Origin of the sequence: Brevibacterium linens ATCC 9172, from assembly GCF_900169165.1 — a bacterium.
GTDB classification, from domain to species: Bacteria; Actinomycetota; Actinomycetes; order Actinomycetales; family Brevibacteriaceae; genus Brevibacterium; species Brevibacterium linens.
This window is the reverse complement of the sequence record NZ_FXYY01000008.1, coordinates 58,226-80,939: the sequence shown is the minus strand read 5'-3', so window position 1 is coordinate 80,939 and position 22,714 is coordinate 58,226. Positions and strand designations below refer to the sequence as shown.

22 protein-coding genes are annotated in these 22,714 nt (G+C 66.1%); 10 read left to right on the top strand and 12 right to left on the bottom strand.

What is annotated here, in order from left to right:
* The first annotated feature begins 50 nt into the window (after positions 1-50).
* Positions 51-662 (top strand): YbjN domain-containing protein, encoded by a 612-nt coding sequence (locus tag BLIN9172_RS08365; protein ID WP_101554644.1) that lies wholly within the window; start codon positions 51-53, stop codon positions 660-662.
* Between the two features lie 27 nt (positions 663-689).
* Here the strand turns inward: BLIN9172_RS08365 and BLIN9172_RS08360 are convergent, their stop codons facing one another.
* The gene (locus BLIN9172_RS08360; RefSeq protein WP_101554643.1) at positions 690-1,325 is read right to left on the bottom strand and encodes a GNAT family N-acetyltransferase; all 636 of its coding nucleotides are present in this window, start codon (positions 1,323-1,325) and stop codon (positions 690-692) included.
* Positions 1,322-2,365: a bile acid:sodium symporter family protein gene (locus BLIN9172_RS08355; protein ID WP_240812078.1), complete on the bottom strand. Its 1,044-nt coding sequence runs from the start codon at positions 2,363-2,365 to the stop codon at positions 1,322-1,324. The genes BLIN9172_RS08360 and BLIN9172_RS08355 overlap by 4 nt, the downstream gene beginning before the upstream one ends.
* A gap of 203 nt (positions 2,366-2,568) precedes the next feature.
* Between BLIN9172_RS08355 and BLIN9172_RS08350 the strand changes: the two genes are divergently transcribed.
* On the top strand, positions 2,569-3,312 hold the full coding sequence (locus BLIN9172_RS08350; RefSeq protein WP_062241266.1) for a phosphoglyceromutase: 744 nt from the start codon (positions 2,569-2,571) through the stop codon (positions 3,310-3,312).
* Between the two features lie 108 nt (positions 3,313-3,420).
* Here BLIN9172_RS08350 and phoU read toward each other — a convergent pair whose 3' ends face one another.
* The gene (gene phoU / locus BLIN9172_RS08345) at positions 3,421-4,083 is read right to left on the bottom strand and encodes a phosphate signaling complex protein PhoU (protein WP_101554642.1); all 663 of its coding nucleotides are present in this window, start codon (positions 4,081-4,083) and stop codon (positions 3,421-3,423) included.
* A 267-nt stretch (positions 4,084-4,350) separates the two neighbouring features.
* Here phoU and BLIN9172_RS08340 point away from each other — a divergent pair, with 267 nt between their 5' ends.
* A complete protein-coding gene (locus BLIN9172_RS08340) occupies positions 4,351-5,763 on the top strand; it encodes a sensor histidine kinase (protein WP_240812079.1) in 1,413 nt (470 codons plus the stop codon).
* The gene (locus BLIN9172_RS08335) at positions 5,760-6,443 is read left to right on the top strand and encodes a response regulator (protein WP_025779031.1); all 684 of its coding nucleotides are present in this window, start codon (positions 5,760-5,762) and stop codon (positions 6,441-6,443) included. The genes BLIN9172_RS08340 and BLIN9172_RS08335 overlap by 4 nt, the downstream gene beginning before the upstream one ends.
* Positions 6,444-6,605: 162 nt before the next feature.
* On the opposite strand, the gene BLIN9172_RS08330 is transcribed toward BLIN9172_RS08335, so the two are convergent.
* A complete protein-coding gene (locus BLIN9172_RS08330; RefSeq protein WP_101554641.1) occupies positions 6,606-7,169 on the bottom strand; it encodes a hypothetical protein in 564 nt (187 codons plus the stop codon).
* A gap of 352 nt (positions 7,170-7,521) precedes the next feature.
* Between BLIN9172_RS08330 and BLIN9172_RS08325 the strand changes: the two genes are divergently transcribed.
* From BLIN9172_RS08325 to BLIN9172_RS08310, 4 genes are all read left to right on the top strand, one after another.
* Positions 7,522-8,004 carry a CarD family transcriptional regulator gene (locus tag BLIN9172_RS08325; protein WP_025779034.1) on the top strand — a complete coding sequence of 161 codons (483 nt, stop codon included), beginning with the start codon at positions 7,522-7,524 and terminating at the stop codon, positions 8,002-8,004.
* A complete protein-coding gene (locus BLIN9172_RS08320) occupies positions 7,998-8,861 on the top strand; it encodes an IspD/TarI family cytidylyltransferase (RefSeq protein ID WP_205751052.1) in 864 nt (287 codons plus the stop codon). Before BLIN9172_RS08325 ends, BLIN9172_RS08320 begins: the two co-directional genes overlap by 7 nt.
* Complete coding sequence (gene ispF, locus BLIN9172_RS08315; RefSeq protein WP_101554639.1) at positions 8,858-9,343, top strand: 2-C-methyl-D-erythritol 2,4-cyclodiphosphate synthase; 486 nt, start codon at positions 8,858-8,860, stop codon at positions 9,341-9,343. Before BLIN9172_RS08320 ends, ispF begins: the two co-directional genes overlap by 4 nt.
* A 100-nt stretch (positions 9,344-9,443) precedes the next feature.
* Positions 9,444-10,574: a hypothetical protein gene (locus BLIN9172_RS08310; protein ID WP_101554638.1), complete on the top strand. Its 1,131-nt coding sequence runs from the start codon at positions 9,444-9,446 to the stop codon at positions 10,572-10,574.
* A gap of 120 nt (positions 10,575-10,694) precedes the next feature.
* Here BLIN9172_RS08310 and BLIN9172_RS08305 read toward each other — a convergent pair whose 3' ends face one another.
* From BLIN9172_RS08305 to BLIN9172_RS08285, 5 genes are all read right to left on the bottom strand, one after another.
* On the bottom strand, positions 10,695-12,113 hold the full coding sequence (locus BLIN9172_RS08305) for an amino acid permease (RefSeq protein WP_240812080.1): 1,419 nt from the start codon (positions 12,111-12,113) through the stop codon (positions 10,695-10,697).
* A gap of 130 nt (positions 12,114-12,243) precedes the next feature.
* Complete coding sequence (locus tag BLIN9172_RS08300; protein WP_101554637.1) at positions 12,244-12,915, bottom strand: MBL fold metallo-hydrolase; 672 nt, start codon at positions 12,913-12,915, stop codon at positions 12,244-12,246.
* Positions 12,915-14,006: an S-(hydroxymethyl)mycothiol dehydrogenase gene (locus tag BLIN9172_RS08295; protein WP_101554636.1), complete on the bottom strand. Its 1,092-nt coding sequence runs from the start codon at positions 14,004-14,006 to the stop codon at positions 12,915-12,917. Before BLIN9172_RS08295 ends, BLIN9172_RS08300 begins: the two co-directional genes overlap by 1 nt.
* Before the next feature lie 330 nt (positions 14,007-14,336).
* Positions 14,337-14,450: a methionine/alanine import family NSS transporter small subunit gene (locus tag BLIN9172_RS08290; protein ID WP_101554635.1), complete on the bottom strand. Its 114-nt coding sequence runs from the start codon at positions 14,448-14,450 to the stop codon at positions 14,337-14,339.
* Position 14,451: 1 nt separating this feature from the next.
* Positions 14,452-16,011: a sodium-dependent transporter gene (locus BLIN9172_RS08285; protein ID WP_101554703.1), complete on the bottom strand. Its 1,560-nt coding sequence runs from the start codon at positions 16,009-16,011 to the stop codon at positions 14,452-14,454.
* A 248-nt stretch (positions 16,012-16,259) separates the two neighbouring features.
* Here BLIN9172_RS08285 and cysS point away from each other — a divergent pair, with 248 nt between their 5' ends.
* Both cysS and rlmB read left to right on the top strand, forming a co-directional pair.
* A complete protein-coding gene (gene cysS / locus BLIN9172_RS08280) occupies positions 16,260-17,711 on the top strand; it encodes a cysteine--tRNA ligase (RefSeq protein ID WP_101554634.1) in 1,452 nt (483 codons plus the stop codon).
* A gap of 61 nt (positions 17,712-17,772) precedes the next feature.
* Positions 17,773-18,711, top strand: a complete 939-nt coding sequence (gene rlmB, locus BLIN9172_RS08275) for a 23S rRNA (guanosine(2251)-2'-O)-methyltransferase RlmB (RefSeq protein ID WP_101554633.1) — start codon at positions 17,773-17,775, stop codon at positions 18,709-18,711.
* A gap of 72 nt (positions 18,712-18,783) precedes the next feature.
* Here the strand turns inward: rlmB and BLIN9172_RS08270 are convergent, their stop codons facing one another.
* The 3 genes from BLIN9172_RS08270 to BLIN9172_RS08260 form a co-directional block, all read right to left on the bottom strand.
* Positions 18,784-20,283, bottom strand: a complete 1,500-nt coding sequence (locus BLIN9172_RS08270) for an amino acid permease (RefSeq protein ID WP_101554632.1) — start codon at positions 20,281-20,283, stop codon at positions 18,784-18,786.
* Between the two features lie 100 nt (positions 20,284-20,383).
* Positions 20,384-21,247 (bottom strand): SDR family NAD(P)-dependent oxidoreductase, encoded by an 864-nt coding sequence (locus tag BLIN9172_RS08265; RefSeq protein ID WP_240812081.1) that lies wholly within the window; start codon positions 21,245-21,247, stop codon positions 20,384-20,386.
* A gap of 132 nt (positions 21,248-21,379) precedes the next feature.
* Positions 21,380-22,714 carry a DUF4032 domain-containing protein gene (locus tag BLIN9172_RS08260; RefSeq protein ID WP_240812082.1) on the bottom strand — a complete coding sequence of 445 codons (1,335 nt, stop codon included), beginning with the start codon at positions 22,712-22,714 and terminating at the stop codon, positions 21,380-21,382.

Here is a 22,714-nt window from a genome sequence, read left to right as displayed (position 1 = left end):
GGGACTAGAGTCGGCGGTGAGCACGAGAGCCGAGCGAAGGGCGTGAGAGCATGAGCACCGACACCGAGGCGATCTTGACCGGAGTGCGCACCTGGGCCGAGAACAACGAGGTCCCCGTGGACTCGATCGAGAACACGGAGATCGTCGTCACCCTGCCGGGGGAGAAGAAGCTCAAGACGAACGTGGCGATCAGCGTCTTCGCTCGCACCGCCCATCTGCAGGCCTTCGTCATCCGTCATCCCGATGAGAACTCGGCCGAATTCAACCGGTGGCTGCTGCAGAAGAACCTCCGGCCCGGGCCGGTGTCGTTTGCGATCGACAGCCTCGGCGATGTCTATCTGCGGGCGAGCGTGCCACGCGAGCATCTGCTCGATGAGCTCGACGGGCTGCTCGGCGCCATGCTCGCCACGGCGGATTCCTCGTTCAACGAGCTCCTCCTCATCGGTTTCCTCACAGGGATGAAGAAGGAATGGGCCTGGAGGGTCGGTCGGGGTGAGTCGACGCGCAACCTTGCGGCGTTCGAGAAGGTGCTCAGCGGGGAGGACAACGAATTCATCGGCACCTTCGGCGACGCCGATCCCGAGCCTCCGGCGGTGTCGGCCGATCGGGAAAGCCCCGAACCTCCGGCGGTGTCGGCCGATCGGGAGAGTAAGGGAGAGTAAGGGCCCGAGCTCATGAGTGCGGCGAACTCAGCCGAGCGGGCGCTTCAGTCCCTCATGGCTGGCGACATAGCCGAGCCGGTCATAGAAGCGCTGCGCGTCGGTGCGTGACTTGTCGGTTGTGAGTTGAGCGAGTCCGGCACCGACGCGACGTCCGCATTCGTGAGCCCACTCGAACACCGCTGTCCCGAGCCCCACTCCTTGAGCCGCGGCACCGATGCGCACCGCTTCGATCTGAAGACGGAGAGTGCCTTGGCGTGACAGGCTGGGCAGCAGACTCAGCTGCAGGGTGCCGACGACGGTCGAGCCGACGTGGTCCTGAACCGCGGCTTCGGTGACGGCGACGAGGAGTTGGTTGGGATCGGCATCGATGAGTGCGAAGGCACGAGCATAGGGGTCTGCCTCCTCGGCGCCGGGGGAGGCAGATGCGGAACCGGACGCGGCTGCCGCACGGCCGACCGCAGCGGCGGCGGTCTCGCGGGCAGCTCCGGTCTCGCGGGCAGCCCCGAGGACGTCATCGCGCAGCAGTGCGACAAGCGCCGGCACATCGGCCTCGTTGGCGCGGCGGATGATGAACGTCCGGCCGGCCGACACCAGGGTCTCCGGGGAGAAGCCGTCGAAGCCTCGGCCCGATCGGCCCTCGTGCGCGGTCGCCTCGGCGGTCATCGGCCCGTGGTCTCAGCCGATGACGCACTCGCGGCTGCAGGATCATGGTCGGGCGCATCGACCGGTGGCTTGCCGTAGGGGCGACGAGCGAAGAGGGAGGCGACCACGGCGCCGGAGACGTTGTGCCACACGCTGAAGACCGCCCCGGGCAGTGCGGCGAGCGGCGAGAAGTACGTGGTGGCCAACGTCGAGGCGAGACCGGAGTTCTGGAGTCCGACTTCGAAGGACAGCGCACGTCGCGTCGGGGTGTCGAGACGGCAGGCCGTGGCCACACCGTAGCCGATGCCCAGTCCGAGCAGATTGTGTGTGACGACGGCCAGCAGAACGAGCACACCGGCTGTGGCGATCGAACCCGCCGAGCCGGCCACGACGATCGCGACGATGTAGGCGATGGCGATCGAGGCGAGCCATGGCAGCACGGGCGAGATCGTGTCGACGAACTTCGACGCGAGCACTCGGACGAGGACGCCGACGATGACCGGCACGAGCACGGTCTGGCAGATCGAGACGAACATCGACCAGAAGGGCACATCCATATACGAACCTGCCAGCCACAGGGTCAGCAGCGGGGTGAGCACGGGAGCGCACAGCGTCGACAGGGTCGTGATCGACACCGACAGTGCCGTGTCGCCCTTCGCCAGATAGGTCACGACATTCGAGGCGGTGCCGCCGGGCGCGCAGCCGACGAGGATGACACCGACGGCGATCTCGGGAGGAAGCGAATACACGGTCACGACGAGGAGACCGAGCAGCGGCATCACCACGAACTGTGTGGCGACGCCGAGCGCCGCAATCCACGGACGCTTCGCGATGCGGGCGAAGTCGGGCAGCGTCAGGGTCAGCCCCATGAGGAACATGACCACGCCGAGCGCCCACGTGATCGACGGGGCCAGAGGCGTGAAGGCATCGGGCAGCAGGAACCCGAGCACCCCCGCAATGACGACGAGGACCGGCAGAGCCGTGACAGCGATGATCGAACTGCGGTCGGCGGCGGGAGCGGCAGTGCCCCCGGAAGCCTGGTGTGCTGGCGTGTGTGACATGGTTACAGACTATTCCGCTCATATTGTCATGCGAGACACATGCCCAGACATTGAGACCCTGTCTGCGGCCTGACGGACCCTGTCAGCGGGGAGACATGACCTTGTGTGCGGCCGGACAGCGAAGACTGTGTCTGCGGGGAGAGGGCCGCCGGCGACGACGGTCGCCGGCGCCCCCATCGGAGCGGTCGTGTCAAAATGGAGCCATGACGTATAACCTCATCCTGCTGCGCCACGGCGAAAGCGAATGGAACCAGAAGAATCTGTTCACCGGATGGGTCGACGTGACCCTGACCGACAAAGGCCGTGCCGAAGGCAAACGCGCCGGCGAGCTGCTGCGCGAGAAGAACCTCATCCCCGATGTCGTCTATACCTCGCGGCTCAAGCGCGCGATCCTGACTGCGAACATCGCGCTCGAAGCCGCCGACCTGTCATGGCTCGACGTCCACCGCAGCTGGCGGCTGAACGAGCGCCACTACGGCGCACTGCAGGGCAAGAACAAGAAAGAGATCCGCGACGAGTTCGGCGAAGAGCAGTTCATGACCTGGCGCCGCTCCTTCGACACCCCGCCGCCGGCACTGGCCGACAGCTCGGAATTCTCGCAGGCCGGTGAAGCCCGCTACGCCAACCTCGGCGATGCGCTGCCCCGCACCGAATGCCTCGCCGACGTCATCGACCGCCTCCTGCCGTACTGGTACGACACCCTCGTGCCCGAACTCACCGTCGGCAAGACCGTGCTCGTGGCCGCCCACGGCAACTCGCTGCGCGCACTGGTCAAGCACCTCGACGGGATCTCCGATGCCGACATCACGGGGTTGAATATCCCCACCGGCATCCCGCTGCACTACGAACTCACCGAGGATTTCACTCCGGTCACCCCCGGCGGCACGTACCTCGACGCCGAGGCGGCCGCGGCGGCGATCGGCCAAGTCGCCAACCAGGGACGCTGAGCCGGACACAGTCGCTGAGCCGGACACAGACGACGATCGCCGAGGTGGAAGAACCACCTCGGCGATCGCCGTCTGTGCGCGCGTGCGTGAGTCCGTACGACGCGGGCCTCACTTCTTCGACAGGTAGGGCTCCCAATTGCCGGTGAGCAGGTACTCGACCTTCTGCGACACGGACACCGCGTGATCACCGAAGCGCTCGTAGTAGCGCGAGAGCAGGGTGACATCGGCGATATGGCGGGGAGCCAGCGAACCGGCCGGAGCCTCGCCGAGCTTCCCGAACACGCTCAGGTGGAGTTCGTCGAGCTCCTCGTCGATGGCGTTGATCGTGGGCACATCGGACAGGCCGGGGTTCGAGAGCAGGCTCTGCGTCGCCTCGGCGATCTTGTCACCGGATTCGCCCATCCGCGAGAACACGGATTCGAAGCCTTCGGGGATCGCGGACTCCGGATAGCGGATGCGCACCTGCTGGGCGATGTGACGGGCGAGGTCGCCCATGCGCTCGAGCGATGCCGACATCCGCAGCGAGCCGATGACGGCGCGCAGATCCGCAGCCACCGGAGCCTGCAGGGCAAGCATCTCGGCGGCCTGCTGATCGAGGGTGAACTGCATGTTGTCGATGACGGAGTCGGCCTCAATGACCTGCTCGGCCAGCTCGAGATCATTCGAATGCAGCGCCTGATTGGCCAGGCGGATGGCGTCGAGGACCTTGGTGGACATGCCGACCAGCTGGGTGGCCAGATCATCCAATTCGTTTCTGAAGACTTCGCGCATGAACTGCGGTTCCCTAACTCTTGATCGTGACAATCGGGAGTGACTGTCGGCGGTGCTTGGCGTCCTGAGGGGTGCCCGCGATTCCGGTCCGCACCCTCAGCGGGGGAAAGCAGAGGGCAGGAACGACGGGGAACGCAGGCACACAGACGTCAGCATCGCATGATCGAGTGAACGACTCCAGACGAGAAGGTGAATTCCTCGGCAAATACTGCCAGCAGAAGTGAATTCGGTGCGCCGGGGCGGTGGACAGCGCCTAAGCTTGAGACTGTGGATCTGTTAGTCGTGGCGGTCCTGACCGGCGTCGTCGGCCTGGGCCTGGGTATAGCCGGAATTCTTGCGTTCCGATTCAGCGAACGCTCCCGCGATGCTGCCGATCTGCATTCGGAGGACGACCTGCCCGAGGGCATCGCCGAAGTGCTGGCCGTCCTGCCCTCGGCCGCCATCGTCATCGACGCCGGTGACGATGTCGTCAAAGCCTCCCCGGCGGCGTACACGTTCGGTCTGGTCAGAGGTCATTCGCTCGCCTCGCCCGAGATGCTGCGGGTCGTCGGCCGCGTCCGTGCCCGCGGTCTCATCGAAGAGATCGACCTCGAGCAGACACGGGAGAACTCCGATTCCGTGCTCCGCTACCTCCACGCCCGCGTCGCCCCCTTGGGCACCTCCTTCGTCCTCGTCCTCTGCGACGATCAGACCGAATCCAAACGCGTCGACGCCGTCCGCCGCGACTTCGTCGCCAATGTGTCCCATGAACTCAAGACGCCGATCGGTGCGATGGCTCTGCTCGCCGAGGCTGTCACCGACTTCGCCGACGACCCCGCCGCAGTCGAGCGCTTCGGCGGGAGAATGCAGCGGGAGTCGAAGAGGTTGACCCAGCTGGTGCAGGAGATCATCGACCTCTCCCGCGTCCAGGACCACGCCGCTCCCGCGACGACCGACAAGATCTCCGTCGCCGAGGTGGTCGACGATGCCGCTGACCGTGCCCGGACCGGGGCGGAGGGCAAGAACATCCACATCGAGGTCTCCCCGCCGAGCGACCTGCTCATCGAAGGCAACTACGAACTGCTCGTCAATGCGGTGCGCAACCTCATCGACAATGCCGTGAACTACTCGCCGGAGGGCACTCGAGTCGGCGTCGGAGTCGACCTCGTCGACGAGCGCATCGAGATCGCCGTGACCGACCAGGGCATCGGCATGACCGCTCAGGACACCGAGCGCGTCTTCGAACGCTTCTACCGGGTCGACCCGGCTCGCTCCCGGATCACCGGAGGCACGGGGCTGGGCCTGAGCATCGTCAAGCACATCGTCGCCACCCATGGCGGTGAAGTGCGCGTGTGGAGCCGACTGAACAAGGGATCGACGTTCACGATCGTCCTCCCGTTGGCCGGAACCGCAGCCGATGCCGCCGCCACCGATTCGGCACCGGCAGGGGTGCTCATCGAACACTCCGCAGATTCGACCGGAGTCACGTCGGCAGGGGAGGACAGGACCGCCTCGGCGGACGACGACGGGAACGGTGCCGCCTCGGCGGAAGACGTTGGGCACGGCACCGCCGCCTCCGATGCGGACGACTCGGCCGACGACAACGGCAAGCCCGCCGGTGATAATGGAGACGGCGGGGCGACCGCCGACCCATCCAAGGATCTGACCGAAGAAAGCGAACAAAGGAAGCTCACAACGTGACTCGTATTCTGCTTGTCGAGGACGAAGATTCGTTCTCGGACCCGCTGTCGTACCTGCTCGGTAAGGAAGGGTACGAGGTGACGGTCGCCGATGACGGGCTCAAGGCTCTGGCGGAGTTCGACCGCACCGGCGCCGATCTGGTCCTGCTCGACCTCATGCTGCCCGGTGCTTCCGGCACCGAGGTGTGCCGCGAACTGCGGGCGAAATCCAATGTGCCGATCATCATGCTCACGGCCAAGGATTCGGAGATCGACAAGGTCGTAGGGCTCGAGCTCGGCGCCGATGACTATGTGACGAAGCCGTACTCCTCACGTGAGCTGCTGGCTCGTGTGCGGGCGGTGCTGCGACGCAATGTCGAGACCGAGGAGTTCGACGACGAGTCCGTGCTCGAGGCCGGGGGAGTGCGCATCGACGTCGAACGCCACGTCGTGTCAGTGCGCGGTGAAGAGCAGTCCATGCCGCTCAAGGAGTTCGAGCTCCTTGAGATCCTCGTGCGCAACTCCGGCCGCGTGATGACCCGCGGTCAGCTCATCGACCGGATCTGGGGCGAGGACTACGTGGGCGATACGAAGACGCTCGACGTCCACGTCAAACGACTGCGCGCGAAGATCGAGGAGAACCCCTCGGAACCGCGCCTGCTCACCACGGTGCGCGGACTCGGGTACAAGTTCGAGGCCTGAGGAAACCGACCGGCGAAGCCTGAGTTTCTGTGCAGGCGAGGCCGGGAGCAGCCGGCCGGGTGCAGCCGGTCGGACATGAGTACAGAAGGAGCCGCTCACGAATGTGAGCGGCTCCGTGTGTGTTCTCGCGAGGGACTGGGTCCGGTGCGAGAGAAGGGCTGATCAGCCGTTGGCCGTCGCGGCTCCCTCTGCCGCACCGGCATCCTCGCTTGGCATGTCCGACGGGGACTCGGATGGCGACTCCGACGGAACGTACTCTTCGTAGTACGGCAGGGCGTCGGTGAGGAGCTGAGTCTCGATGACCTTCTCGTCGCTGCCGTTCTTGACGGTGACGTCGACGAGGTCGCCGGGCTCAGCCTTGAGGCTGTCGACGGTGACGACTTCCTTGGAGGAGGTCTCAGGGCTCTTCGGATCCTGGACGAAGGTGTCGCCTGCCTTGACCGACTCGCTCACCGTGGTGTCGCCGACCTCGATGGACACCTTGGCGGTGGAGTCGCCTTTGTTGATGAGGGTGAAGAACAGCTGAGCCGGGCCGGAGGCTTCCTGGTCCGTGATGAGCAGGAGCCCACGGACGTCGACGTCGCCGACGGAACCCGAGGCTCCGTCGCCGCCGTTGTAGTGGTATTCGGCGGTCTGATGGGGAGACAGCAGGCTTGCACATCCGCTGACGGGGATAACGAGAGCGAGTGCGGCAACGGCGAGAGCCGCGCGGTTGTGCCGTTTCATTATGCTCCTTGAAGTGGCAATACAAGATCAGTCTGTATACTACCCGGTTTTTGACCCGCTGTAGAACCGGGCGGTCGGAGTCGCAGAGGTTCTGAAGCGCCCGGGCGCGTCGCGGCTGAAGATTCGGTGAAGAGCGAGCGAAGTCTCTCCCGCATCGCAGTCGGTCGAGGTCCTCATTCGAGCATGAAGGCACTGCGTCCTCTCCCGATGTTCTCGCTGACAGAGGCGGCAATGGGCTCGATCGCAGTGCGAGTCAGGGGCGGAGCCTAGCATGAAGAATCGCTGCCCTGAACGATTTCTGTGGCGAGCCTCATGGTAAACTGGGATTCCGCGAAAGGGGTTTGAAGAGAATATGAGTTTCCAGGTCGGCGACACTGTTGTCTATCCACATCACGGTGCAGCGACAATCCAAGAAATCAAGAAACGTGCCATCAAAGGTGAGGAGAAGCTGTATCTCAAGCTCCAGGTCGCCCATGGCGATCTCGTGATCGAGGTCCCCGCAGAGAACTGCGATCTGGTCGGTGTGCGAGACGTCGTCGGTGAAGAAGGCGTTGAGAAGGTCTTCAACGTCCTGCGTGCCGAATTCGTCGAAGAACCCGCTAACTGGTCCCGCCGGTACAAGGCCAATGTTGAGAAGCTGCAGTCCGGTGACGTCATCAAGGTTGCCGAGGTCGTCCGCGATCTGTGGCGTCGCGAGCAGGACCGCGGCCTGTCGACCGGTGAGAAGCGCATGCTCTCGAAGGCCCGTCAGATCCTCGTCTCTGAACTCGCACTGGCCGAGAAGAAGGAAGAGTCCGAGGCGGAAGCTCTGCTGGACGAAGTGCTCGCATCCTGAGCACCTGTGTCATCATCCCGGCCGCAGGGTCGGGATCGCGTCTGGGCCGCAGTGAGCCGAAGGCCTTCGTCCATGTGAATGGACGGACAGTTCTGGCTCGCAGCCTTGAGACGGTCATCTCCTCGGGAGTCGCCTCCACAATCGTGGTGGTCGCTCCCGAGGATTTTCTTATGCGCGCACGTGAAGAAATCGCCGAAGTGGCTGCAGGGCAGAAATGCGAAATTTCAATTACAGCCGTAGCAGGAGGAGAGGATCGCATTTCCTCGGTGCAAACGGCCTTGAAACGTGAGCGTGTCGCGGAATACGTTCTCGTCCATGATGCTGCGAGGTGCCTGACCCCACCCGATGTGTTCACTCGAGTGGTTGCCGCACTGCACTCCGGCGCCGAGGCGGTCGTCCCGGTCCTGCCGATGATCGATACCGTGCGGCGAGTCGTTTCGCACGAGACCGACGGCGCGGATCCGAGCGGAGGTACAGGCTCGGACGCGAATGGCGTACCCGAAGGGATTGCGAGGGCTGTGAGCGATGGCGCGCGTGAAGTGGTGCGAGGAGACCTCGATCGGGCCGAGCTGCGACGAGTCCAGACGCCTCAAGGATTTCGCGCCGAGGTGCTCCGGCGGGCCTATGCCACGATTGCAGCCGACTGGGCCGGCCCGTCGGGTCGAGCGCTTCCGACGGACGATGCGGGGCTGGTGGAACGCCTCGGTGGCGACATCGTCGCCGTCGACGGTGACGACGAGGCGCTGAAGGTCACCTATCCGCTCGACCTCGTCCTTGCGGAACAGCTCGCCCGAATGCGTGACGGAGCTGCAGTCCCTGGAGCAGATACGTTGGATTCGGCGAAGGAGCCACGATGAATCAGATCATTCCCCGTATCGGCACCGGTGTCGACGTGCACGCCTTCTCGGCCGATCCCGCACGCGGGCTGTGGATTGCGGGACTGCTGTGGCCGGGCGAGACCGGACTCGAAGGACACTCGGACTCCGACGTGGCCGCCCACGCGTGCTGCGACGCCTTGTTCTCCGCCGCGGGGCTCGGCGACCTCGGTGAGCACTTCGGCGTCGACCGCCCGGAATTCGCCGGTGCCTCGGGTTCGGCGCTGCTCGCCGAGGCGGCCCGCATCGTCCGCGAGGCAGGCTTCGAGATCGGAAACATTTCCGTTCAAGTGATCGGCAACCGGCCGAAGATCGGCACGCGTCGTGCAGAAGCCCAGCAGGCACTGTCGGCGGCAGCAGGCGCACCGGTATCGGTATCGGGCACCACTTCTGACGGTCTCGGGCTGACCGGCCGCGGTGAAGGAGTCGCCGCCATCGCCACCGCGCTGATCCACCCTCGCTGATCTGCCCGACCCGAACCATTCGACCCGATCCATTCGAACCGGGCCACGAGAACCGACTCATTCGACCCGAGCCACGAGAGCTGAATGAGGAGAGCCAGCAGTGAGAGTCCTCTTCCAGGGAGCCGGCGCCATCGGCCTCGCCGGAGCCGCGCTCTTCACCGACGCTCACGAGGTCGCCGTTGTCTCCCGCTCGCCCGGCGCCGACGGACGGGCGGCCTTTCCGCGACGTGTGAGCATCGCCGATCCGACCGATTCCGGCCAGGCGGGCTCCCGACACAGCAGCTGTGCGGGAGGACGCGGGCGAGCCGATGGCAGACGAGCGAGTTCGAGCGATGGCTGGTCGGTGACCCGTGTGGCCGCGACTCGGCGGGTGACGATCACAGACTGGACTGCTGCTGCCGCTGATGGAATCTGGGACCTCATCGTCCTCACGACTCGCCCGGGTGATCTCGACGCTGAGGTGGTCTCGGCGATTCGGGAGATCTCACCCGCGTTCATTGCGACGACGAGCCAGGGCGAAGGAGACCTCGAACGAGCACAGGCCGTTTTCCCCGGTGCCCAAGCCGTCATTGTCGGACCCGCGTTCCTGTCCGAACGACTGGACCCGGGTGCGCCGGCTGACGGTGTGCGCACAGCCGGCAACCGGGTCGGGGAGGCCGACAGCGGTGTGTGCACAGCCGGCAGTCGGGCCGGGGAGATCGACAGGGGCGTGCGCACAGCCAACGGGCGCGACGGAGAGCTCGGCAGAAGAGCCGAACCCGGGCACGAAGTGAGGTTCTGGGCACCGGCCGGCGCACCGCGTTTCCTCGTCGCGGGGCCGAGGGGCGCGGTGCGTTCGCTTGTTCGCGGGCTGGGCCGACTCGTTCTGCCGGTGCCGATGGAGGCCGTGCTGCTGCCGCCGACGGTGTTCATTCCCTTCGTCGCCGAACTCAGCGTCCGCGACGGCGACTGGGCCGCACTGAAATCACATCTCGACCGACCCTCTGATGCCGCGGCCGAGGCCGTGCGAAGCCGCCTCGGGGTGCCGGTTCCCGTCTTCGGCACCGCCGCACACCTCGTGCTCGAAGCCTTGGAGAGGATCGTGCCGATCGACGTGACGAGCTATGCGGGCCGACACTTCAACCGGCACGTGGGCCAGACGAGGGACATGCTCGCCGGCTGGGCGGGAGCGGCAGATTCGGCTCACGCCCTGGGGGAGCTCATCGCCGCATTGGACCCACTCGACGATTGAGGCTCGACGAGTTCAGATGCCTGGATCGGACGAAGGCTGCGACTGAACACCGGCCGCGGGGGACTGCCGCGGTCCGGGTACGGAAGCCGACAGCCGCCTCGGCGGAGGTGATGGGCGGTCTCAGACCTTCGCGTCCGGGTGGCGCTTCGTAACGACGAGGCCGACGAGGTAGAGCGCGACGACGAAGATGAGCGTGCCGACGATCTGGAAGCGCACGGATTCGACGGTCAGGCCGAGCCCGATGATCACGGCGATGCCGGCCAAGGTGACATACGACAGCCACGGGAAGCCCCACATGCGCAGGGGCAGGGACCGGCCGGCCGCCTCGGCGCGACGACGCAGGACGATCTGCGAGACGAGCGTCACGACCCAGGTGACGATGAGCGTCGAGCCGACGATGTTGAGCAGGACCCCGAGGACCTCGGCCGCCCAGAAGTAGTTGAGTGCGACGGCGACGAAACCGAACGCCGAGGTGGCCAGCACCGCATGCACGGGCACGCCGCGGCGATTGGTGCGGCCGAGCCCGCGGGGAAGCATGGACCGCTGTGACATCGAGAACGACATCCGGGACGCTCCGTAGATGTTCGCGTTCATCGACGACAGCAGCGCGATGACGATGACCGCGGCCAGCAGCGAGGCGATGAACGGCAGTCCTGCAGACTCGAGGACGGCCACGAACGGGGACTCGGCCAAACGGTCGTCCGTCCACGGCAGGACGAGGACGATGATCGCCACGGAACCGATGTAGAGGAACAGGATGCGCCACACGATCGTCTTGATCGCCTGCGAGACGCTGCGTTCGGGGTTCGCGGTCTCGGCCGCGGCGACAGCGACGATCTCGATGCCGCCGAAGGCGAAGGCGACGACGAGCAGACCGGCGGCGATGCCGGAGATGCCGGTGGGCATGAACCCGTCGGCGAAGATCTGCGCGGGCGGCTCGGCCGGGGTCCACCCGAACAGGTATGCGGCGCCGAGGACGACGAAGAGGACGACGAAGGTGACCTTGATGAGCGAGAACCAGAACTCGAACTCACCGAAGCTGCCGGACGTGGTGAGGTTGATCGCCGTGAAGACGAGCATGATCGCCAAGGCGATGAGCCACTGGGGGACGGCCGGAATATAGGAGGCCGCGATCTGCGCGGCGGCGGTGGCCTCGGCGGCGACGACCAGGCACAGCTGCACCCACCACAGTGCACCGACGGCGAAGGCCGCGGCCGGGCCCATGGCCTTGCCCGCATAGTGCGAGAACGCACCCGGATTCGGGTCGGCGGCGACGAGTTCGCCCAGCGCCCGCATGACGAAGATGACGATGAGGCCCGCAACGATGTAGGAGATGAGTACGGCAGGGCCGGCAGCCCGCACGCCGGCGCCGGAGCCGACGAAGAGACCTGCGCCGATCGCCGAGCCGAGGCTCATCATCACCAGGTGGCGGGGTTTCATCCCCACCTTGAGGCCGTTGGACGTGGCGGCGATGTCGCTGGTGGACGGCACCGAGGCGGACGCGGACTCGGCGGGCTGCGAAGACTGTGATTCTGGCACCCGAGAAGTCTATCCGTCGGGGCCGGAGAGCGCAGACGCGGGTCGCGGACCCGTAGGGGTCGCGACCCGCGTCTGCGAGGTGTATTGCGCGCACAGCTGCGACTCAGCGCTTGGGCTGTGGCGCGCCAGATCAGTGGCCGCGCTTGATCCAATCCTCGAGGGCCGGGCTCTCGGCGCCGATCGACGTCGAGTCACCGTGCCCGGTGAGCACGACGGTCGCCTCGGGCAGGCGGAAGAGCACGTCCCGGATCGATTCGATGATCGTCTCGAAGCTCGAATGCGACCGCCCCGTGGCCCCGGGGCCGCCTTTGAACAGAGTGTCTCCGGAGAACAGCACCGGACCGACCGCCCGACCGGCGCCCGCCGATGCCGGAGCCGGCAGGCCGGTCTCGACGAAGAAGCACGTCGAACCGGGGGAGTGGCCTGGGGTGTGCAGAGCCTTGAGTTTGATTTCGCCGACGGTCCAGGTGTCGCCGTGGGCGATCTGTCCGTCGGGACGGTAGTTCTCGAAGGTCATGTCCCACAGCACATAGTCATCGGGATTGAGGTACACGGTGGGGTTGCCCACCCGCTGGGCGAAGTCGCGGACGACGCGCACGTGATCGTCGTGACCGTGCGTGAGCAGAACGGCCTTGACCTCTCTGGATCCGACCGCCTCGGCGATCGCATCGACATCATGGGCCGGGTCGATGACGATGACCTCGGAATCATCACCGATGATCCACACATTGTTGTCGACGTTGTGCGTCTCCCCATCCAGGGAGAACGTACCCGACGTGACGAGATGCTCAATAGCTGTCATTACAGTTCCACCACCGATCGCAGGACTTCTCCCTTGCCCATCTTCTCGAATGCGGATTCGACATCGCCGATGCCGATGCGTTCGGACACGAACTTCTCGAGCGGGAAACGTCCCTGCTGGTAGAGGTCGACGAGCATCGGGAAGTCGCGGTCGGGCAGGCAGTCGCCGTACCACGAGGACTTGAGCTTGCCGCCGCGGCCGAACACATCGAGCAGCGGAACGGTGAGCTCCATCTCCGGGGTCGGCACGCCGACGAGCACGACGGTGCCGGCGAGGTCGCGGCCGTAGAAGGCCTGCCGCCAGGTGGCGGGGAGCCCGACGGCGTCGATGACGACATCGGCGCCGAAGCCTCCGGTGCGCTCCTGGATCGCGGCGACGACCTCGTCCTCGCTCATGCCCTTCGTATCCACGGTGTCGGTGGCGCCGAGTTCCTTCGCCCACTCGAGCTTCTTCTCATCGATGTCGAGGGCGATGATCGTGTTCGCCCCGGCCAGAGCCGAACCGGCGATCGCCGCGCAGCCGACACCGCCGGCGCCGATGATGGCCACGGACTTGCCGCGGGTGACCTCACCGGTGTTGATGGCGGCGCCGATTCCGGCCATCATTCCGCAGCCGAGCAGACCCACGACAGCCGGGTCCGCCTCGGGGACCTTCGTGCACTGTCCGGCGGCGACGAGCGTCTTCTCGGCGAACGAGCCGATGCCCAGTGCGGCCTCGAGCTCGGTGCCGTCGGGCAGGGTCATCTTCTGCGAAGCATTGTGGGTGTCGAAGCAGTACCAGGGCTCTCCGCGCTTGCAGGCACGGCAGTCGCCGCAGACGGCGCGCCAGTTGAGGATGACGAAATCGCCGACCTCGACCTCGGTGACCCCATCGCCGACTTCGGAGACGACCCCGGCGGACTCGTGGCCGAGCAGGAACGGGTAGTCGTCGCTGATTCCGCCTTCACGGTAGTGGAAGTCCGTGTGGCAGACGCCGCACGACTTCACATCGACGACGACCTCGCCCGGGCCCGGATCCGGGATGACGATGTCGGTGAGTTCGACTGGGGCTCCCTTGCTGCGGGAGATGACGCCCTTGACAGTCTGTGGCATTGCGTCTCCTTTGTGTCTTCGGCAGCGGGTGTCCGCGGATACGGAACCCGAAGTGGAACTGTTGCACCCCGGCAGGGGTGCTCACACACCCCCCCACCCTAACCAGGCCGGACGTCCGCGACCAGTGGGTGATTCAGGAGTGAGACGATGCGTTCGACCTGGGTGGGGTGAGGGTGGATAGGCGAAGGCGGCCCGATGCTTGGATTGCATCGGACCGCCTCGGCGGGGGTGAGCCGATCCACGTCGCCGAGGCGGCGCTGCGGATCCGACTCAGCCGGTCGTGAACGGGGTCGGGTTCAGCCCGTGATCAGGGGCGGAGTCACCCTGTGGTCAGTCGGCGACGTCCTCGTCGGGGTGCGTGCGCAGGTGCAGCATTGCGGCTCCCAGGCCGCCCCAGACGGTGACGATGGCGATGACCATCATGACGATTGCTGAAGTGCCCATGTCAGACTCCCTTGGTCTCGTTGCGGAGGTTCTCTTCGGCTACGGAGTCGGCGATCGCCTCATTCATGTCGTCGATCGTCTTCTTCGGCCATCTGACCAGGGTGAGGACGATGGAGGCGACGACGAGCAGGGCGATCATGCCCCAGCCGTAGGTGCCGGTGATGACGGCCGGGTAGTCCTCGTAGCCGTCGGTGGCGTAGGTGATGATCTGTGTGACGAGCATGTAGGCGAGCACCACACCGGTGATCGAGATGAGGATCATCCAGGTCCACCCGAGCTTGAAGCTCGAGACTGCGTTGAGGTGACGCTTGAACACCGGCAGCTTGCCCAGCAGCCATGCGACGACGACGATCGCGAGGACGGCCGAGCCGACGATGCCGATGTTGTTCGCCCAGGCATCCATGGTGTCGAGTGCGTAGAGTCCGGTCACCGTGGGCATGAGCACCAGCGAGACGATCGCCATCGCTCCGCCGACGGTCGCCGTCGAGGTCTTGTTGCTGAGACGGAACTTGTCCCGCAGAGCCTGGATCGGGACCTGCACGATCGAGATCAGCGAGGTCAGACCGGCGAAGACGAGGCAGGCGAAGAAGACGAATCCGAAGATCGCTCCGCCGGGCATCTGGGAGATCAGCGTCGGGAAGCCGACGAAGGCCAGGCCGATGCCCGACGATGCCACCTCGGAGACCTCGACGCCCTGAGCAGAGGCCATGAACCCGAGGGCCGCGAAGATTCCGATGCCGGCGAGGATCTCGAACGCCGAGTTCGAGAAGCCGACGACGAGACCGGAGCCGGTGAGGTTCGTCTTCTTCTTCAGGTAGGAGGCATAGGTGATCATGATGCCGAAGGCGATGGACAGAGAGAAGAAGATCTGACCGTACGCCGCGATCCACACCTTGTGATCTGTCAGTGCCGAGAAGTCGGGAGTGAACAGTGCATTCAGTCCCTCCGCAGCGCCGGGAAGGAACAGCGACCGGACGACGAGGGCGAGGAAGAGGACGATGAGCAGCGGGATGAAGATCTTCGAGAACCGTGCGATGCCGTTCTGCACACCGAGCAGGAGGATGCCGAGGACGATGGCCCACACGATGATGAGCGGGATGAGCACGCCGGGGACGAATTCGAAGGAGATGCCGGGGTCTGCGAGCTTGAGGTACTCGCCGAAGAGGAAGCCCTCCGCGTCATCGCCCCAGGCCTCGCTCAGCGAGAAGAACATATAGGAGCCGGCCCAGCCGATGATGGCGGCGTAGTAGATGCCGATGATGATCGCGATTCCGGTGGCGAACCAGCCGATGGGCTCGGCGGCTCGGTGGGTCATCCGGTAGGCCAGCGGAGCCGATCCGCGAGACCGGTGGCCCATGGCGTAGTAGAAGAACAGCAGCGGGATGCCTGCAGTCAGCAGAGCGACGAGGTAGGGGATGAGGAAGGCGCCGCCGCCGTTCTCGTAGGTGACATACGGGAAGCGCCAGATGTTGCCGAGGCCGACCGCCGAACCGATGGCCGCGAAGATGAACGCGCCGCGGGAGACGAAGACCTCCCTCCGGGGTGATGACGTGGGTGACATGATGTCCTTTCTTGACTGGCCGCGGATCATCGCGACCGAGTGTGGCCACCGAAGTTTCGTCTGTGAGACCGGTGGTCCGATGTGAAGTCCGTGATGTGAGAAGGGTCTCTTGCTGCGGCTTCAATGCTTGGCTCCAGTTTACTGTGAAAACGCTGGGCAATGTGCCCGTCGTCACGTGATGCGCATAACAGTCGTGTATCGAATAATGGGAAACCGGGAAATCTTCCACGCCCGGTAGACTTGGGGGCGTGACTATCTCGCTCTACAACACCGCCAGCCGCACGACCGAAGAACTGCGCCCCGTCAACGACGGTCAGGTCGGTATCTACGTCTGTGGCGCCACGGTGCAGGGCGAACCGCATATCGGCCACCTGCGCTCGGCCTCGGTGTTCGACACTCTGCGCCGCTGGCTGCTCTACAGCGGTTACCGGGTGACCATGATCCGCAACGTCACCGACATCGACGACAAGATCCTGTCGAAGTCCGTCGAGGAGGGTCGGGAATGGTTCGCTCACGCGTATAAGTACGAACGCGCCTTCACCGCCGCCTACGATGCGCTCGATGTGCTGCCGCCGAGCAGCGAACCGCGCGCGACGGGGCACATCACCGAGATGATCGAACTCATCTCCCGCCTCATCGAGGCCGGTCATGCCTACCCCGCGCTCGACGGCAGCGCCGATGTCTACTTCGACGCCGCCTCGTGGAGCGAATACGGGGCACTGACGAACCAGAAGCTCGAGGACATGGAACTGTCCGAGGGGGCCGAGCTGCGCGGGAAGAAGGACGCCAGGGACTTCGCGCTGTGGAAGTCGCACAAGGACTCCGAGCCGATCACCGCCTCGTGGCCGTCGCCGTGGGGACGGGGCCGCCCGGGCTGGCACATCGAGTGCTCGGCCATGTCGACGAAGTACCTGGGGTCGAACTTCGACATCCACGGCGGCGGACTCGACCTGCGGTTCCCGCACCACGAGAACGAGCTCGCCCAGTCCCGAGCGGCCGGCGACCAGTTCGCGAACATCTGGATGCACTCCGGCCTGCTCAATGTGGGCGGGGACAAGATGTCGAAGTCTCTGGGCAACTCTGTCTTCGCCTCCGACCTGTTCGACACGTTCAGCCCGCTGGCCGTGCGCTACTTCCTCACCGGCGCCAGCTACCGGTCGATCCTCGACTTCTCGAACGAGGCGATGGAACGCTCGGCGGCCTCGCTCGAGCGGCTTCAGAACTTCCTCCAGCGCGCCCGCCAGGCACTCGGGGCGGACGCGCCGGCGCTGCCGGACGTCAGCGACTCCTACGCTTCACGCAGCGTCGACGTACCTGCCGAATTCGCCGCCGCCCTCGACGACGACCTCGGTGTGCCGCGGGCGCTGTCGGTCGTCTTCGCCTCCGTGAGCGAGGGAGCGAAGCTCCTCGACTCCGGCAGCGACCGAGCGGAGCTGACGCGAATCGTCGCCGAGGTGGAGCTCATGCTCGACATCCTCGGAGTCAATCCCAGCGCCGCTGTCTGGGCCGGATCGGCGAGCGATGCCAAGGCGGAGTCCGCGCTCGACTCCCTCGTGGCCACCATGGCCGCACGGCGGGCCGAGGCGAAAGCGGAGAAGGACTTCGCCACCGCGGACGCGCTGCGTGACGAGCTGGCCGCGGCCGGCGTCATCATCGAGGACACGGCCGACGGGTACCGCTACCACCTCGGCGAGGGCTGAGGTCGACGAATTTCGGTCACGGGCATGAGCTCGCGACCCCAACGCATCCGATAGGAAATACATGACTTCCAATCCCCGCTCCGGCGGATCGAAGAAGGGCCCGACCAGGGGGTCGGGCGGCAAGAACAGGCGCGGCCTGCGCGGCAAGGGGCCGACGCCCAAGGCCGAGGACCGCGTCTATCACAAGGCGCACAAGGCCGCGCAGCAGCGCAAGAGTTCGAACGCCTCGGCGCAGGCGAAGCGGAAGAAGAAGGAGCTCGGACCGAATATGGTCGCCGGACGCAATTCGGTCCTCGAGGCTCTGCGCGAAGGTGTTCCGGCCACCGCGATGTACGTCTCCGGTCGCATCGACTCCGACGATCGGGTGCGCGAATCCATCACTCTGGCGACGCAGCGCGGAATCTCGATGCTCGAGGCGAGCAAGCCCGACCTCGACCGGCTCACCGACGACGCGATCCACCAGGGCATCGCCCTGCAGGTTCCGCCGTACGACTATGCCGACCCCGCCGACCTGCTCGAATTCGCGGCCGAACGAGCCGAGACTCCGCTGCTCGTGGCCCTCGACGGGATCACGGATCCGCGCAACCTCGGTGCCATCGTCCGGTCGACGGCGGCCTTCGGCGGTCACGGTGTGATCATCCCGGAGCGTCGCGCCGCCTCGATGACGGCCGCGGCGTGGAAGACCTCCGCCGGTGCCGCCTCGCGCATCCGCGTGGCACAGGTGGTCAACCTGGCCAGGGCGATCGATGAGCTGAAAAAGCAGAATGTCTTCGTCGTCGGCCTCGACATGGACGGTGACGTCGAGCTGCCCGAACTGACCTTCACCCGCGACCCGCTGTGCATCGTCGTCGGCTCCGAAGGCAAGGGTCTGTCGCGGCTCATCTCGGAGAAGTGCGACCAGATCGTGTCGATCCCGATCGCTGCGACCACCGAGTCGCTCAACGCCGGCATCGCCGCAGCGGTCTCCCTCTACGAGGTGGCACGAGCCCGCCGCCCCTGAAAACCCCCAATTGCTACCTGACGGCGGCCCAGCAACCTCGCGCGAGGTAGCTGGGCCGCCGTCAGGTAGCAATCAGAGGGTGGCGCGGTACGTTGCCTCGTCCATGGCCCCGACCGTCGAGTGGCGGCGGCTGTAGGTGAGATAGACGATGGCGCCGACGGCCATCCACACACCGAAGACGATCCACGTCCGCCCGCCGAGGTTGACCATGAGGAACGCACACGCCACGGCTCCCAGCGCGGGGACGACCGGCCCGAACGGAACCTTGAACGAACGGTCGAGGTCAGGGCGCTTGAAACGCAGGTAGATGACGGCGATATTGACCAGGCAGAACGCGAACAGGGTGCCGATGCTCGTGGCATCGGCGAGTTCGCCGAGCGGAATGAGCGCCGCCGTGACGGCCACGAGGCCGCCGACGATGAGAGTGCCGATCAGGGGAGTGCCGGTGCGCTGGGAGACGACACCGAAGATCTTCGGCACCATGCCGTCCCGTGCCATCGTCAGCAGGATCCGCGACTGACCGTAGAGCACGGTGATGACGACGGAGAAGATCGCGAGCACCGCGGCCACGGCGAAGGCCAGCACCGCGATATTCGACCCGGTGATCTCCTCGACGATCTGCACCAGCGGCGCATGAGCGCCGTCGAACCACTGCCACTGCCGCGCCCCGATCGCTGTGACGGCGACGAGGACGTACATCGAGGTGACGATGAGCATGGAGAAGATGATCGCCCGCGGCAGGTCCCGGCGCGGATTCTTCGCTTCCTCACCGGCCGTGGACGCGGCATCGAAGCCGATATAGGAGAAGAACACGCTGGAAGCGGCTGCGGTGACACCGGCGGCGCCCATCGGCAGCATCGGCGCGAAGTTGCCGGCCTTGAACGCGGTGAACGCCACGACGGCGAAGAAGACGAGGATGCCGATCTTGACGAACACGAGAATGGTGTTGGCGACACCGGATTCGCGGGCGCCGCGCATGAGCAGCACGGTCGCCAGGGCCACGACGACAAGCGCCGAGACGTTGATGATCCCATCCGGATTCTCGGCCAGGCCCGGTCCCGTGGTCAGGGACGCCGGCAGCTCGAGGCCGAAGACGCGCAGGGTCTCGTTGACGTAGTCGGCGGCGCCGACGGCGACCGCGGCGACCGAGACCGCGTATTCGAGGACGAGGCACCAGCCGCAGACCCAGGCGACGCCCTCACCCAGAGTGGCATAGGAATACGAGTAGCTCGACCCGGACACCGGCACCATTCCCGCCATCTCGGCGTAGCTGACCGCCGACAGCAGCGCCGTGATTCCGGCGAGGACGAAGGCGAGCCAGACGGCCGGGCCGGCCACAGGCACTGCCTCGCCGAGGATGACGAGGATTCCCGTGCCCAAGGTGGCCCCGACGCTGATCATCGTCAGCTGAAAGACGCCGAAGGTCCGCCGCAGCCCACCCTGCTGTGCGGACTGCGCATCGGTGTGGGCCTCGGCGGTCATGGCGCTGATCGACTTGCGTCGCCCCAGCTGCCGCAGCACTCCGGTGGGAGTGTGCGTCGGCGGGGTGGGCGGTGTGTGCGAAACGGTCATATGAATATTCTTGCATGGCCATGAATATTGTCTCGCCGGGCTCCCCGTGATCACGGGCGAAACCGTCCCGCGGCGTCGTCGATCTCACACGGCAGAGGTCTCACACGTCGGGGGTGAATCGTCCGTCCTGGGCCATCCAGCCGCCGTCGACGAGCTGCGAGTGGCCGGTGACATAGCTCGATGCGTCCGAGGCGAGGAAGAGGACGGGCCCGGCGATCTCGTGCAGGCGACCCCACCGGCCCAGAGCGGTCTTGTCCGCGTACGCGTCCCACCACTTCCCGTCGGCCTTGATCTGCTGGGTCAGGGGCGTGTCGAAGGGCCCGGGCAGGATCGCATTGACGCGCACGCCCTTGCCTCCGAGCTCACTGGCCATCGTCTTCGTCAGCTGCACCACCCCGGCCTTGGCCGCCGCGTACAGTCCCTGCCCGGGTTCGATGGCCAGTGCCCGGAACGAGGCGTAGGTGACGATCGAGCCGCGACCGCGCTCGCCCATCTCACGGCCGAACCCGCGCATCAGCCGGTAGGTGCCCTTGAGATTGATGTCGATGACCCGGTCGAACTCGTCATCGGAGGTGTCCGTCAGTCGTTTGCGCACATTCGCCCCGGGGGTGATGACGAGAACCTCGGCATCGGCCCATGCGTCCACGAGCGCGTCGACGGACGCCGTGTCCGTGATGTCCACGGCCACCGCCGAGGCGGACCCGGCCCCGGATCCGCCATCCGCGGCACCGTGCGCAGCCGATCCCGTGCGACGGGCGGCGATGAGTTCGGCTGTCTCCTCGGCGCCGGCGAGGTTGAGATCGGCGACGACGACGTGTGCCCCCGCATCGGCCAGCCCGATCGCGCTGGCCTGCCCCAGTCCGGAGCCGGCCCCGACGACGACGGCCGTGCGGCCGCTCAAGTCGAACAGGGACGGGATCGACGGGTTGTTCTCGTTCGTAGGCATCGGCTCGTTCGTCGTCATCGGGAATCCTTCCGGGCGGGGTTCGGTTCCGGAGCGACACCGGTGTCGCTGCGTGGACTTCCAAGGTATGCCCGCCGAGGCGGCCCCGCCGTTCCCGTTTCACCTTGTGGAACATCGGCTGAGGTGGGAGCGTTAGAACTTCTCGCTGTCGACGTAGCGGATCTCGTCGGGGAGGTTCGCCAGGTAGTCGACGATGAAGTAGGCGATGGCCTCCATCGTGGGGATGTCGCGTTGGCGGGCGCGAGCCATGGTGCGGCGGTGCTCGGCGAACTCGTAGAAGATCTGCCCGGGTTCGAGTTTGCGGGTGAGGTTCTCCGGGATCGCCTGGATGAGGGGTTTGTACACTTCGTCGAGCCAGCGGCGGGCGGCCTGGGATTCGTCGAGTTCGTCGACTTCGGCGATCTCGGGGGCCGAGCGGAACGAGTCGAGGTCGTTGAGCATCGCCCGCGCCTGGTTCTCGTTGGCACCGATCCCGGTCAGTCGCAGCAGACGCCTCGAATGGTGGTTGGGTTCGACGACCTTCGGGGACACGAGCAGGCTGATGCCGTCGATATCGGTCGTCACGGTCAGTTCGCCGAGGTCGAAGCCCAGGTCGTTGAGGCGGCGGATGCGTTCGTCGATGCGCCAGCGTTCGCTGACGCTGAATTCCTCGACCCGGGTCAGCTCCGCCCACAGGGCGTTGTAGGACTCGCACAGTCGCTCACCGGCCGCGAGCGGATCGGTCTCGGGAGCGACGAGTCCCGCGGCCTGCAGATCGAGGAAGTCCCCGGCGATGTTCATCCGCGCGATCCGCAGGTCCATGTTCCGCTGCCCGTCGGAGAGCTGGTCGTGCAGCTCGCCGGTCTCGGCGTCGACGACATAGGCGGCGTAGGCGTCGGCGTCGCGGCGGAAGAGCGTGTTCGACAGCGACACGTCTCCCCAGTAGAAGCCGACGAGGTGGAGGCGGACGAGCAGCACTGCCAGAGCGTCGACGAGGCGACCGCCGGTGTCCTCGGCCAGGTCCCGGGAGAACAGTGCGCGGTAGGGCAGGGAGAACTCGAGATAGGCGGTGATGAGGGCGCCCTTGAGCGCCTCGCCCGATGCGGTCCGGCGGCCGCCGACGACGGCGCGGGCCTCGACGAGGGGGACGTCGAGGTTGCCGAGCGCACCGAGGATGTCGAACTCACGCGTGGCCTGCGCGTCGTCGGTCTCCTTGATCGCAAGCACTTCGTCTCCGATCTCGACATAGCGCACGACGTGGCGGGAGATTCCGCGGGGCAGACCGCCCAGCAGCGTCTCCGGCCACTGAGCCAGCGGCAGATGCCAGGGGAGTTCGGCCAGGGCCGCATGATCGGCGTTCCGGACCGTGTGGATCTCCGGTGCGCTCGCGCCGACCGATGCGCCGGCGCCGACCGATGCGGCCGCGCCGACCGACGTCGACGGTGCAGGGTGTGAGGACGGGTCCGGCGGGGGCAGGGTTCCCGGCAC

Excerpts from the sequence above, each read along its gene's own strand:
- BLIN9172_RS08270 (WP_101554632.1), bottom strand. The coding sequence starts at position 20,283 with ATGACCGTTTCGCACACACCGCCCACCCCGCCGACGCACACTCCCACC.
- BLIN9172_RS08360 (WP_101554643.1), bottom strand. The coding sequence starts at position 1,325 with ATGACCGCCGAGGCGACCGCGCACGAGGGCCGATCGGGCCGAGGCTTC.
- BLIN9172_RS08290 (WP_101554635.1), bottom strand. The coding sequence starts at position 14,450 with ATGGGCACTTCAGCAATCGTCATGATGGTCATCGCCATCGTCACCGTC.
- BLIN9172_RS08300 (WP_101554637.1), bottom strand. The coding sequence starts at position 12,915 with ATGACAGCTATTGAGCATCTCGTCACGTCGGGTACGTTCTCCCTGGAT.
- BLIN9172_RS08295 (WP_101554636.1), bottom strand. The coding sequence starts at position 14,006 with ATGCCACAGACTGTCAAGGGCGTCATCTCCCGCAGCAAGGGAGCCCCA.
- BLIN9172_RS08350 (WP_062241266.1), top strand. The coding sequence starts at position 2,569 with ATGACGTATAACCTCATCCTGCTGCGCCACGGCGAAAGCGAATGGAAC.
- rlmB (WP_101554633.1), top strand. The coding sequence starts at position 17,773 with ATGACTTCCAATCCCCGCTCCGGCGGATCGAAGAAGGGCCCGACCAGG.
- BLIN9172_RS08330 (WP_101554641.1), bottom strand. The coding sequence starts at position 7,169 with ATGAAACGGCACAACCGCGCGGCTCTCGCCGTTGCCGCACTCGCTCTC.
- BLIN9172_RS08325 (WP_025779034.1), top strand. The coding sequence starts at position 7,522 with ATGAGTTTCCAGGTCGGCGACACTGTTGTCTATCCACATCACGGTGCA.
- BLIN9172_RS08265 (WP_240812081.1), bottom strand. The coding sequence starts at position 21,247 with ATGACGACGAACGAGCCGATGCCTACGAACGAGAACAACCCGTCGATC.
- BLIN9172_RS08285 (WP_101554703.1), bottom strand. The coding sequence starts at position 16,011 with ATGTCACCCACGTCATCACCCCGGAGGGAGGTCTTCGTCTCCCGCGGC.
- BLIN9172_RS08355 (WP_240812078.1), bottom strand. The coding sequence starts at position 2,365 with ATGTCACACACGCCAGCACACCAGGCTTCCGGGGGCACTGCCGCTCCC.
- ispF (WP_101554639.1), top strand. The coding sequence starts at position 8,858 with ATGAATCAGATCATTCCCCGTATCGGCACCGGTGTCGACGTGCACGCC.
- BLIN9172_RS08365 (WP_101554644.1), top strand. The coding sequence starts at position 51 with ATGAGCACCGACACCGAGGCGATCTTGACCGGAGTGCGCACCTGGGCC.
- phoU (WP_101554642.1), bottom strand. The coding sequence starts at position 4,083 with ATGCGCGAAGTCTTCAGAAACGAATTGGATGATCTGGCCACCCAGCTG.